Origin of the sequence: Pseudomonas sp. 58 R 12, assembly GCF_900005865.1 — a bacterium.
Lineage (GTDB): Bacteria > Pseudomonadota > Gammaproteobacteria > Pseudomonadales > Pseudomonadaceae > Aquipseudomonas > Aquipseudomonas tritici.
Genome location: NZ_CVTP01000002.1, coordinates 177117 through 188978, shown reverse-complemented (window position 1 = coordinate 188978; position 11862 = coordinate 177117). Strand labels below are relative to the sequence as shown.

The 11862-nt window shown below is 52.6% G+C and carries 9 protein-coding genes, 6 tRNA genes and 3 rRNA genes; all 18 read left to right on the top strand.

Annotation, left to right across the window (positions count from 1 at the left end; translation table 11 throughout):
- The first annotated feature begins 321 nt into the window (after positions 1 to 321).
- The 18 genes from BFP95_RS01365 to rplL all read left to right on the top strand — a co-directional run bounded on the left by BFP95_RS01365 (position 322) and on the right by rplL (position 11862).
- Positions 322 to 1858: ribosomal RNA gene (locus BFP95_RS01365) — 16S ribosomal RNA — on the top strand.
- A gap of 82 nt (positions 1859 to 1940) precedes the next feature.
- Positions 1941 to 2017, top strand: a tRNA-Ile gene (locus BFP95_RS01360).
- 30 nt (positions 2018 to 2047) lie between these two features.
- Positions 2048 to 2123 (top strand) — tRNA-Ala (locus BFP95_RS01355).
- A gap of 249 nt (positions 2124 to 2372) precedes the next feature.
- A 23S ribosomal RNA gene (locus tag BFP95_RS01350) occupies positions 2373 to 5264 on the top strand.
- Positions 5265 to 5420: 156 nt separating this feature from the next.
- A 5S ribosomal RNA gene (rrf, locus tag BFP95_RS01345) occupies positions 5421 to 5536 on the top strand.
- Together the 16S, 23S and 5S rRNA genes with 2 tRNA genes alongside form the textbook arrangement of a ribosomal RNA operon.
- 167 nt (positions 5537 to 5703) lie before the next feature.
- A complete protein-coding gene (birA, locus tag BFP95_RS01340) occupies positions 5704 to 6663 on the top strand; it encodes a bifunctional biotin--[acetyl-CoA-carboxylase] ligase/biotin operon repressor BirA (RefSeq protein ID WP_065879560.1) in 960 nt (319 codons plus the stop codon).
- Positions 6653 to 7402 carry a pantothenate kinase gene (locus BFP95_RS01335; RefSeq protein ID WP_065872590.1) on the top strand — a complete coding sequence of 250 codons (750 nt, stop codon included), beginning with the start codon at positions 6653 to 6655 and terminating at the stop codon, positions 7400 to 7402. The genes birA and BFP95_RS01335 overlap by 11 nt, the downstream gene beginning before the upstream one ends.
- A 7-nt stretch (positions 7403 to 7409) precedes the next feature.
- On the top strand, positions 7410 to 7856 hold the full coding sequence (locus BFP95_RS01330) for a hypothetical protein (protein ID WP_065872589.1): 447 nt from the start codon (positions 7410 to 7412) through the stop codon (positions 7854 to 7856).
- Positions 7857 to 7998: 142 nt separating this feature from the next.
- Positions 7999 to 8083, top strand: a tRNA-Tyr gene (locus BFP95_RS01325).
- Between the two features lie 24 nt (positions 8084 to 8107).
- Positions 8108 to 8181: transfer RNA gene (locus BFP95_RS01320), tRNA-Gly, on the top strand.
- A 26-nt stretch (positions 8182 to 8207) separates the two neighbouring features.
- Positions 8208 to 8283, top strand: a tRNA-Thr gene (locus BFP95_RS01315).
- A 159-nt stretch (positions 8284 to 8442) separates the two neighbouring features.
- Positions 8443 to 8518: transfer RNA gene (locus BFP95_RS01310), tRNA-Trp, on the top strand.
- 45 nt (positions 8519 to 8563) lie between these two features.
- Positions 8564 to 8932, top strand: coding sequence for a preprotein translocase subunit SecE (gene secE, locus BFP95_RS01305; protein ID WP_003194658.1), 369 nt, complete (start codon positions 8564 to 8566; stop codon positions 8930 to 8932).
- A 9-nt stretch (positions 8933 to 8941) separates the two neighbouring features.
- Entirely contained in the window at positions 8942 to 9475 is a 534-nt protein-coding gene (gene nusG, locus BFP95_RS01300) for a transcription termination/antitermination protein NusG (protein WP_003176436.1), read from the top strand.
- Positions 9476 to 9591: 116 nt separating this feature from the next.
- Positions 9592 to 10023 carry a 50S ribosomal protein L11 gene (rplK, locus tag BFP95_RS01295; protein WP_003210097.1) on the top strand — a complete coding sequence of 144 codons (432 nt, stop codon included), beginning with the start codon at positions 9592 to 9594 and terminating at the stop codon, positions 10021 to 10023.
- Positions 10023 to 10718: a 50S ribosomal protein L1 gene (gene rplA, locus BFP95_RS01290; protein ID WP_003232403.1), complete on the top strand. Its 696-nt coding sequence runs from the start codon at positions 10023 to 10025 to the stop codon at positions 10716 to 10718. Before rplK ends, rplA begins: the two co-directional genes overlap by 1 nt.
- 199 nt (positions 10719 to 10917) lie before the next feature.
- Positions 10918 to 11418 carry a 50S ribosomal protein L10 gene (gene rplJ / locus BFP95_RS01285; RefSeq protein WP_003210095.1) on the top strand — a complete coding sequence of 167 codons (501 nt, stop codon included), beginning with the start codon at positions 10918 to 10920 and terminating at the stop codon, positions 11416 to 11418.
- A gap of 78 nt (positions 11419 to 11496) precedes the next feature.
- Positions 11497 to 11862 carry a 50S ribosomal protein L7/L12 gene (gene rplL / locus BFP95_RS01280; RefSeq protein WP_003176432.1) on the top strand — a complete coding sequence of 122 codons (366 nt, stop codon included), beginning with the start codon at positions 11497 to 11499 and terminating at the stop codon, positions 11860 to 11862.

Sequence of the window (11862 nt, the reverse complement as noted above, 5' to 3'; positions counted from 1 at the left end):
TAACGCTGTAGAATTCGCCTCCCGCTAACGAGAGATCGGAAGCGCAAGTGGTTGAAGTTGTTGAAGAATTCTTCGAAAACTTCTGAAAATAATCACTTGACAGCAAATGAGGCTGCTGTAGAATGCGCGCCTCGGTTGAGACGAAAGATCTTAACCAACCGCTCTTTAACAACTGAATCAAGCAATTCGTGTGGGTGCTTGTGGAGTCAGACTGATAGTCAACAAGATTATCAGCATCACAAGTTACTCCGCGAGAAATCAAAGATGTAACCAACGATTGCTGAGCCAAGTTTAGGGTTTCTTAAAAACCCAAAGATGTTTGAACTGAAGAGTTTGATCATGGCTCAGATTGAACGCTGGCGGCAGGCCTAACACATGCAAGTCGAGCGGTAGAGAGAAGCTTGCTTCTCTTGAGAGCGGCGGACGGGTGAGTAATGCCTAGGAATCTGCCTGGTAGTGGGGGATAACGTTCGGAAACGGACGCTAATACCGCATACGTCCTACGGGAGAAAGCAGGGGACCTTCGGGCCTTGCGCTATCAGATGAGCCTAGGTCGGATTAGCTAGTTGGTGAGGTAATGGCTCACCAAGGCGACGATCCGTAACTGGTCTGAGAGGATGATCAGTCACACTGGAACTGAGACACGGTCCAGACTCCTACGGGAGGCAGCAGTGGGGAATATTGGACAATGGGCGAAAGCCTGATCCAGCCATGCCGCGTGTGTGAAGAAGGTCTTCGGATTGTAAAGCACTTTAAGTTGGGAGGAAGGGCAGTTACCTAATACGTGATTGTTTTGACGTTACCGACAGAATAAGCACCGGCTAACTCTGTGCCAGCAGCCGCGGTAATACAGAGGGTGCAAGCGTTAATCGGAATTACTGGGCGTAAAGCGCGCGTAGGTGGTTTGTTAAGTTGGATGTGAAATCCCCGGGCTCAACCTGGGAACTGCATTCAAAACTGACTGACTAGAGTATGGTAGAGGGTGGTGGAATTTCCTGTGTAGCGGTGAAATGCGTAGATATAGGAAGGAACACCAGTGGCGAAGGCGACCACCTGGACTAATACTGACACTGAGGTGCGAAAGCGTGGGGAGCAAACAGGATTAGATACCCTGGTAGTCCACGCCGTAAACGATGTCAACTAGCCGTTGGAAGCCTTGAGCTTTTAGTGGCGCAGCTAACGCATTAAGTTGACCGCCTGGGGAGTACGGCCGCAAGGTTAAAACTCAAATGAATTGACGGGGGCCCGCACAAGCGGTGGAGCATGTGGTTTAATTCGAAGCAACGCGAAGAACCTTACCAGGCCTTGACATCCAATGAACTTTCTAGAGATAGATTGGTGCCTTCGGGAACATTGAGACAGGTGCTGCATGGCTGTCGTCAGCTCGTGTCGTGAGATGTTGGGTTAAGTCCCGTAACGAGCGCAACCCTTGTCCTTAGTTACCAGCACATAATGGTGGGCACTCTAAGGAGACTGCCGGTGACAAACCGGAGGAAGGTGGGGATGACGTCAAGTCATCATGGCCCTTACGGCCTGGGCTACACACGTGCTACAATGGTCGGTACAGAGGGTTGCCAAGCCGCGAGGTGGAGCTAATCCCAGAAAACCGATCGTAGTCCGGATCGCAGTCTGCAACTCGACTGCGTGAAGTCGGAATCGCTAGTAATCGCGAATCAGAATGTCGCGGTGAATACGTTCCCGGGCCTTGTACACACCGCCCGTCACACCATGGGAGTGGGTTGCACCAGAAGTAGCTAGTCTAACCTTCGGGAGGACGGTTACCACGGTGTGATTCATGACTGGGGTGAAGTCGTAACAAGGTAGCCGTAGGGGAACCTGCGGCTGGATCACCTCCTTAATCGACGACATCAGCTGCTCCATAAGTTCCCACACGAATTGCTTGATTCATTGAAGAAGACGATAAGAAGCAGCCCGAAATTGGGTCTGTAGCTCAGTTGGTTAGAGCGCACCCCTGATAAGGGTGAGGTCGGCAGTTCGAATCTGCCCAGACCCACCAATTTTGTGTGGGAAACGCCTGTAGAAATACGGGGCCATAGCTCAGCTGGGAGAGCGCCTGCCTTGCACGCAGGAGGTCAACGGTTCGATCCCGTTTGGCTCCACCACTACTGCTTCTACGTTATGAAAGCTTAGAAATGAGCATTCCATCGTTATGATGGTGAATGTTGATTTCTAGTCTTTGATTAGATCGTTCTTTAAAAATTTGGGTATGTGATAGAAAGATAGACTGAACGTTACTTTCACTGGTAACGGATCAGGCTAAGGTAAAATTTGTGAGTTACTCAGTTTTGAGTATTATCGAATTTTCGGCGAATGTTGTCTTCACAGTATAACCAGATTGCTTGGGGTTATATGGTCAAGTGAAGAAGCGCATACGGTGGATGCCTTGGCAGTCAGAGGCGATGAAAGACGTGGTAGCCTGCGAAAAGCTTCGGGGAGTCGGCAAACAGACTTTGATCCGGAGATGTCTGAATGGGGGAACCCAGCCATCATAAGATGGTTACCTTACACTGAATACATAGGTGTATGGAGCGAACCAGGGGAACTGAAACATCTAAGTACCCTGAGGAAAAGAAATCAACCGAGATTCCCTTAGTAGTGGCGAGCGAACGGGGACTAGCCCTTAAGTGGCTTTGAGATTAGCGGAACGCTCTGGAAAGTGCGGCCATAGTGGGTGATAGCCCTGTACGCGAAAATCTCTTAGTCATGAAATCGAGTAGGACGGAGCACGAGAAACTTTGTCTGAATATGGGGGGACCATCCTCCAAGGCTAAATACTACTGACTGACCGATAGTGAACTAGTACCGTGAGGGAAAGGCGAAAAGAACCCCGGAGAGGGGAGTGAAATAGATCCTGAAACCGTATGCGTACAAGCAGTGGGAGCCCACTTTGTTGGGTGACTGCGTACCTTTTGTATAATGGGTCAGCGACTTATTTTCAGTGGCGAGCTTAACCGAATAGGGGAGGCGTAGCGAAAGCGAGTCTTAATAGGGCGTCTAGTCGCTGGGAATAGACCCGAAACCGGGCGATCTATCCATGGGCAGGTTGAAGGTTGGGTAACACTAACTGGAGGACCGAACCGACTACCGTTGAAAAGTTAGCGGATGACCTGTGGATCGGAGTGAAAGGCTAATCAAGCTCGGAGATAGCTGGTTCTCCTCGAAAGCTATTTAGGTAGCGCCTCATGTATCACTGTAGGGGGTAGAGCACTGTTTCGGCTAGGGGGTCATCCCGACTTACCAAACCGATGCAAACTCCGAATACCTACAAGTGCCGAGCATGGGAGACACACGGCGGGTGCTAACGTCCGTCGTGAAAAGGGAAACAACCCAGACCGTCAGCTAAGGTCCCAAAGTTATGGTTAAGTGGGAAACGATGTGGGAAGGCTTAGACAGCTAGGAGGTTGGCTTAGAAGCAGCCACCCTTTAAAGAAAGCGTAATAGCTCACTAGTCGAGTCGGCCTGCGCGGAAGATGTAACGGGGCTCAAACCATACACCGAAGCTACGGGTATCACGTAAGTGATGCGGTAGAGGAGCGTTCTGTAAGCCTGTGAAGGTGAGTTGAGAAGCTTGCTGGAGGTATCAGAAGTGCGAATGCTGACATGAGTAACGACAATGGGTGTGAAAAACACCCACGCCGAAAGACCAAGGTTTCCTGCGCAACGTTAATCGACGCAGGGTTAGTCGGTCCCTAAGGCGAGGCTGAAAAGCGTAGTCGATGGAAAACAGGTTAATATTCCTGTACTTCTGGTTATTGCGATGGAGGGACGGAGAAGGCTAGGCCAGCTTGGCGTTGGTTGTCCAAGTTTAAGGTGGTAGGCTGAGATCTTAGGTAAATCCGGGATCTTAAGGCCGAGAGCTGATGACGAGCTAACTTTTAGTTAGCGAAGTGGTTGATGCCATGCTTCCAAGAAAAGCTTCTAAGCTTCAGGTAACCAGGAACCGTACCCCAAACCGACACAGGTGGTTGGGTAGAGAATACCAAGGCGCTTGAGAGAACTCGGGTGAAGGAACTAGGCAAAATGGCACCGTAACTTCGGGAGAAGGTGCGCCGGTGAGGGTGAAGGACTTGCTCCGTAAGCTCATGCCGGTCGAAGATACCAGGCCGCTGCGACTGTTTATTAAAAACACAGCACTCTGCAAACACGAAAGTGGACGTATAGGGTGTGACGCCTGCCCGGTGCCGGAAGGTTAATTGATGGGGTTAGCTAACGCGAAGCTCTTGATCGAAGCCCCGGTAAACGGCGGCCGTAACTATAACGGTCCTAAGGTAGCGAAATTCCTTGTCGGGTAAGTTCCGACCTGCACGAATGGCGTAACGATGGCGGCGCTGTCTCCACCCGAGACTCAGTGAAATTGAAATCGCTGTGAAGATGCAGTGTATCCGCGGCTAGACGGAAAGACCCCGTGAACCTTTACTATAGCTTTGCACTGGACTTTGAATTTGCTTGTGTAGGATAGGTGGGAGGCTTTGAAGCGTGGACGCCAGTCTGCGTGGAGCCAACCTTGAAATACCACCCTGGCAACTTTGAGGTTCTAACTCAGGTCCGTTATCCGGATCGAGGACAGTGTATGGTGGGTAGTTTGACTGGGGCGGTCTCCTCCTAAAGAGTAACGGAGGAGTACGAAGGTGCGCTCAGACCGGTCGGAAATCGGTCGTAGAGTATAAAGGCAAAAGCGCGCTTGACTGCGAGACAGACACGTCGAGCAGGTACGAAAGTAGGTCTTAGTGATCCGGTGGTTCTGTATGGAAGGGCCATCGCTCAACGGATAAAAGGTACTCCGGGGATAACAGGCTGATACCGCCCAAGAGTTCATATCGACGGCGGTGTTTGGCACCTCGATGTCGGCTCATCACATCCTGGGGCTGAAGCCGGTCCCAAGGGTATGGCTGTTCGCCATTTAAAGTGGTACGCGAGCTGGGTTTAGAACGTCGTGAGACAGTTCGGTCCCTATCTGCCGTGGACGTTTGAGATTTGAGAGGGGCTGCTCCTAGTACGAGAGGACCGGAGTGGACGAACCTCTGGTGTTCCGGTTGTCACGCCAGTGGCATTGCCGGGTAGCTATGTTCGGAATAGATAACCGCTGAAAGCATCTAAGCGGGAAACTAGCCTCAAGATGAGATCTCACTGGGACCTTGAGTCCCCTGAAGGGCCGTCGAAGACTACGACGTTGATAGGTTGGGTGTGTAAGCGCTGTGAGGCGTTGAGCTAACCAATACTAATTGCCCGTGAGGCTTGACCATATAACACCCAAGCAATTTGACTACTCTAACGAGCATCAGATTGCGGTGTGTGAAGACGATAGAACCGAAAGTTCGATCTCACGAAAACACCGAAAGCTGTCACATACCCAATTTGCTGAAGCGAGGCCATCTGGCCACGACTCAGTACCCGAATTTCTTGACGACCATAGAGCATTGGAACCACCTGATCCCATCCCGAACTCAGTAGTGAAACGATGCATCGCCGATGGTAGTGTGGGGTTTCCCCATGTGAGAGTAGGTCATCGTCAAGATTAAATTCCAGAACCCCTGTTTGCTAACGCGAACAGGGGTTTTGTTTTGGGCGGGTGAAAAGTGCAAAGAGCTCATCTCGGCGGCCTTCAGTGCTAACGCTCGGCCTTTCTATGCAATGACCGTGCGCATGGCTATCATGCGTGCCTCATTGTGAGGCGATACCTGCATGCTGACGTTGTTAAAGCTTCTGAAAGATGGCCGATTCCACTCCGGAGAAGCACTTGGCGCTGCCCTGGGCGTTAGTCGCAGTGCGGTCTGGAAGCAGCTCCAGCACCTCGAGGCTGAATTGAATCTGCCCATCCATAAGGTTCGTGGTAAGGGGTATCAATTGGCGTCGCCCCTGGTTTTCTTGAGTGCTGAGGACATTGCGCGGAATGCGCCTTCCTTGACGTGGCCCGTACATATCTCTGACTCCCTTGATTCCACGAATGCCGAAGCCTTGCGTCTTGTTGATGCTGGATGCGCGGCTCCGTTCTTGGTGCTTGCGGAGCAGCAGACGGCGGGAAGAGGCAGAAGGGGGCGAAAGTGGGTCAGCCCGTTTGCACAGAATGTGTATTACAGCCTCGTATTGCGCATCGAGGCTGGTTTGCGGCAGTTGGAGGGCCTAAGCCTGGTGGTGGGCCTGGCGGTCATGCAGGCCTTGCGCGAGTCAGGTGTGCAGGGGGCGGCACTGAAGTGGCCAAATGATGTCTTGGTGGGGCAGAAGAAGATTGCCGGGATTTTGCTGGAGTTGGTAGGAGACCCTGCTGATATCTGTCACGTTGTTCTCGGAATAGGTATAAACGTGAATATGCAGAGAGCTGACGAGGTCGATCAGCTATGGACTTCGGTGCAGCTCGAGACGGGCTCTCCTGTCGATCGCAACGCTCTGGCGGCGCGATTGGGCCAGCAGTTGCAAAACTACCTTGATCGACACAGGGCACACGGTTTTGTCGCGCTTCAAGAAGAGTGGGAGCAAAATCACGCATGGCAGGGGCGGTCAGTATCCCTCATTGCCGGCGTTAACCAGGTTGACGGGATTGTATTGGGTGTAGATCGTCAGGGAGCATTGCGCCTGAGCGTTGATGGTGTTGAGAAAATATACAGTGGTGGTGAGTTAAGCCTGAGGCTGCGTGATGATTCTTGAGCTCGACTGTGGGAATAGCTTTATTAAATGGCGAGTGCTTGATTCGGATAGGGCGAGTACCTCGGCGGAGGGTGTTGTGGGTTCGGATCTGGCATTGATTGAAAGCCTGCTCGCGCTTCCTGGATTATTGCTGACACGCTGCCGATTGGTGAGCGTTCGTGCCTTGGAAGAAACAAGCAAACTAGTCGCGGCTCTGTATGAGACTTTCGGCGTTGCTGTTTCCTGCGCTGCTCCCGCACGAGAAATGGCCGGAGTGCGTAACGGCTACGAAGATTTCGAGCGTCTGGGTCTTGATCGCTGGTTAGCGATGCTTGGTGGATTCAAGCTGGCGCGCGGCGCTTGCCTGGTGCTCGATTTTGGCACCGCGGCAACAGCAGATTTTATTACGGCGGATGGTGAGCATCTGGGCGGCTTTATATGTCCCGGCATGCCTCTAATGCGCAGTCAGTTGCGGACTCACACGCGCAAGATTCGTTACGACGACGCGGCTGCTGAAAGGGCGCTGGAGTATCTCTCGCCAGGTCGTACGACTGTGGAGGCGGTAGAGCGCGGCTGTACGTTGATGTTGAGAGGGTTTGTCCTGACTCAGTTGGAACTGGCGCGAAGCTACTGGGGTGATGACTTCACTGTGTTCCTGACCGGCGGGGATGCTGATCTGGTATCGGATGCGGTGCCACAGGCCCGGCTCGTTCCTGATCTGGTTTTTGTCGGTTTGGCGATGGCGTGCCCTTTGTCCTGAGGTGATTATGCGTTGGCTGTTTTTGCTTTTACTTGTTCTCAACGCCTTCTACTACGTTTGGCATCAGCAAGAAGCACCGTTGCGCGCTAAAGATGTCACTCCTCTAAGTCTCTACAAGGGGGCGCAGCAGGATATTCGGCTATTGAGTGAATCCTCTGACACCGTAATGCGCAGGGAGCGAGCAAGAGCGCCTGAGGCACAAAATACGTGCCTGTACATCGGCGGATTTGCGGATCAACGCCAGGCGCAACTCGTTGAGCAGCGCCTCACAAGCCTGGATATAAAGGTCAAGGTCCAATTGCTGAATACTGCTGATGCTTCCGGCTACTGGCTCCGCGTTGCCCCTGAAAGCCGACGCCTGGCTGACGACCTGCCCTTTGAAAACCTTGCCAAGGAATTCAATGAGTTAAAACATAAAATAATGTTGTGCGAAGGCGTTGCAACTCTCGAATAGTTTGCATAGAATGGCGCCCGCTTCGCAGTGAAGACCTTTTAGGTCAGCAGTGCGAAGCGAAGGTCAACGCAGCTAACCTCATATTTTTAATGAGAAAATGCTTGACAGAAGGTCGGCGTGATGTAGAATGCCGGCTCGCTTAGGAGGGGTTCCCGAGCGGCCAAAGGGATCAGACTGTAAATCTGACGTCTACGACTTCGAAGGTTCGAATCCTTCCCCCTCCACCATTTTTAGCGTGAGCTGCAAGCTCCGCGGGTATAGTTTAGTGGTAGAACCTCAGCCTTCCAAGCTGATGATGCGGGTTCGATTCCCGCTACCCGCTCCAAGTTTGCAGGTTGTGCACGGTGTTTTGCTCTTGTAGCTCAGTTGGTAGAGCACACCCTTGGTAAGGGTGAGGTCAGCGGTTCAAATCCGCTCAAGAGCTCCATATAACAAGGCAGATATGAAAATATCTGCCTTTGTTTTAACAGTTAATCTCGGCTTGATGGTGTTGTGCCTGGTGTTGCCAGGTGATTTCAAGTCTCTAGAGGTTGGTTGTTGTAAAGTCTTTTTCAGGCCTGCATAATGGTCGGCCTGATTTTGTTTTAGGTCAGTAGCTCAATTGGCAGAGCGACGGTCTCCAAAACCGTAGGTTGGGGGTTCGATTCCCTCCTGACCTGCCAGATTCACGTGGTGTATCTGGCTTTCTTTTCACAGGATCTTCATAGATGACTCCTAAGGCTGAAGCTCAAAGCTCTCGTTTCGATCTGGTCAAGTGGCTCGCAGTAGTCGCCTTGGTGGTCGTAGGCGTTGTTGGCAATCAGTACTATTCTGCTTCGCCGATCCTGTACCGTGTGCTCGCTTTGCTTGCCCTTGCTGCTGTAGCTGCCTTTGTAGGCCTGCAGACTGCCAAAGGCAAGTCTTTCGCGGTCCTGGTAAAGGAAGCTCGCACCGAAATACGTAAAGTCGTTTGGCCGACTCGCCAAGAAACCACGCAGACCACGTTGATTGTTGTGGCTGTTGTTCTGGTTATGGCGTTGCTGTTGTGGGGGCTTGATTCCCTGCTCGGCTGGCTTGTTTCCTTGATTGTTGGCTAAGGGTGTCCCGTGGCTAAGCGTTGGTACGTTGTGCATGCTTACTCGGGTTACGAGAAGCATGTTATGCGCTCTTTGCTGGAGCGCGTAAAGCTGGCAGGCATGGAAGATGGCTTCGGCGAAATTCTGGTTCCCACTGAAGAAGTGGTTGAAATGCGGAATGGTCAGAAGCGCAAAAGCGAACGCAAGTTCTTCCCTGGCTACGTGCTGGTACAGATGGACATGAATGAAGGTACTTGGCACTTGGTCAAGGACACTCCTCGTGTCATGGGTTTCATCGGCGGTACCGCTGATAAGCCTGCTCCTATCACCGATAAAGAAGCAGAAGCAATTCTGCGTCGTGTTGCTGATGGTAGCGACAAGCCTAAGCCGAAGACGCTTTTCGAGCCGGGTGAGGTTGTTCGTGTCACAGATGGTCCGTTTGCTGATTTCAACGGTACTGTCGAAGAAGTTAACTACGAAAAGAGCCGGATCCAAGTGGCAGTGCTTATTTTCGGTCGTTCTACTCCGGTAGAGCTGGAGTTCAGCCAGGTCGAAAAGGTCTAGCTGAGCAAGCATCCCAACCCCACAGCCTAGGCTGTGGGGTTTTGTCGTCACTGGGATAAACGCGCAAGTAACCGGGGAGCCTTTAGAGGCGTTCGAACCCGTAATTGGAGTGCCTCATGGCCAAGAAGATTACCGCTTACATCAAGCTGCAAGTGAAGGCCGCTCAGGCCAACCCTAGCCCACCCGTCGGTCCAGCTCTGGGTCAGCACGGCGTGAACATCATGGAATTCTGCAAGGCCTTCAACGCCCGTACTCAGGGTATTGAGCCAGGTCTGCCGACTCCAGTGATCATCACTGTATACAGCGACCGTAGCTTCACTTTCGAAACCAAGTCGACCCCGGCTTCGGTTTTGTTGAAGAAAGCTGCTGGTCTGACTAGCGGTTCCGCTCGTCCGAACACCGTTAAGGTTGGCACCGTGACTCGTGCTCAGCTGGAAGAAATCGCGAAAACCAAAAACGCGGATCTGACTGCAGCTGATATGGATGCAGCCGTGCGTACCATCGCCGGTTCTGCTCGTAGCATGGGCCTTAACGTGGAGGGTGTGTAATGGCTAAGCTGACCAAGCGCCAAAAGGCTATCGCCGGCAAAATCGAAGCAGGCAAGGCCTACAACTTTGTAGACGCTGCTGCCCTGCTGACCGAGCTGTCGACTGTCAAGTTCAGCGAGTCCGTTGACGTTGCTGTAAACCTGGGTGTTGACCCACGTAAATCCGACCAGGTCGTTCGTAGCGCAACTGTGCTGCCACACGGTACTGGCAAGACTGTACGTGTAGCTGTCTTCACCCAAGGCCCGGCAGCTGAAGCTGCTCTGGCCGCCGGCGCCGATCGCGTTGGCATGGACGACCTCGCTGCCGAAATGAAAGGCGGCGACCTGAACTACGACGTAGTTATTGCTTCCCCGGATGCAATGCGCGTTGTAGGTCAGTTGGGTCAGATCCTGGGTCCACGTGGCCTGATGCCTAACCCGAAAGTCGGCACCGTAACCCCAGACGTAGCTACCGCGGTTAAAAACGCCAAGGCTGGTCAGGTTCGTTATCGCACCGACAAAAACGGCATCATTCACACCTCCGTTGGCAAAGTCGGCTTCGATGCCGTCAAGCTGAAGGAAAACGTTGAAGCCCTGATCGCTGATCTGAAGCGTATCAAGCCAGCTTCCTCGAAAGGTATCTACGTCAAGCGCGTTACCCTGAGCACCACTATGGGCCCAGGTCTGGTCATCGACCAAGGCTCGTTGGACGTATAAGACACAGATTGGCGCGAGCGATTGCGCCAATTGAAAAAATTGGGGTCCCTGCCTGGCGGGGGCTATCCAAGACCGTAGGCGACGCAAGTCTTAAACCACAAGCCTACGCAGATGGTGCTCCCGGTTCCTTACCGAATCAGACACCAAAACGACATCCGGCTCCGGCCAGATGAAACGGTAACAAGCAGGAGTTAAACCCGTGGCAATTAATCTCGAAGACAAGAAGGCCATCGTCGCTGAAGTCAACGAGGCTGCCAAAGCTGCTCTGTCCGCTGTCGTGGCTGATGCCCGTGGTGTGACAGTAAGCGCTATGACCGGACTCCGTAAAGAGGCTCGTGAAGCTGGCGTATACGTACGTGTTGTACGTAACACCCTGCTCAAGCGCGCTGTTGCTGACACTGAATACAGTGTTCTCAACGACGTGTTCACAGGCCCGACCCTGATTGCTTTCTCCAAGGAACATCCTGGCGCTGCTGCCCGTTTGTTCAAAGAGTTCGCCAAGGGTCAGGACAAGTTCGAGATCAAGGCAGCTGCGTTCGAGGGCAAGTTCCTCGCAGCTAACCAAATCGACGTACTGGCAACACTGCCGACCCGTAACGAAGCTATTTCTCAGCTGATGAGCGTGATTCAAGGCGCTACCAGCAAGTTGGCTCGTACTCTGGCCGCAGTTCGCGAGCAAAAAGAAGCTGCCGCAGCCTAAGGCTGAGCAAATTCTCTCGCGTATTTTTGTTTATTTCGATGGCCGCGTAGGCCGTCCCCCAATTCAGGAAATACAGCAATGTCTATCTCCCAAGACGATATCCTCAACGCCGTAGCTGAAATGTCGGTTCTGCAGGTTGTTGAGCTGATCAAAGCTTTCGAAGAAAAATTCGGCGTTTCCGCTGCCGCTGCTTCCGCTGGCCCAGCTGTTGCTGCTGTTGCTGCTGAAGAGCAAACCGAATTCAACGTTATGCTGCTGGAAGCTGGCGAGAAGAAAGTAAACGTGATCAAGGCAGTACGTGAACTGACCGGTCTGGGCCTGAAAGAAGCCAAGGCTGTAGTTGACGGCGCTCCTGCCCAGGTTCTGGAAGCAGTGTCGAAAGACGCCGCTGACAAAGCCAAAGCTACTCTGGAAGAAGCAGGCGCTAAAGTCGAGCTGAAGTAA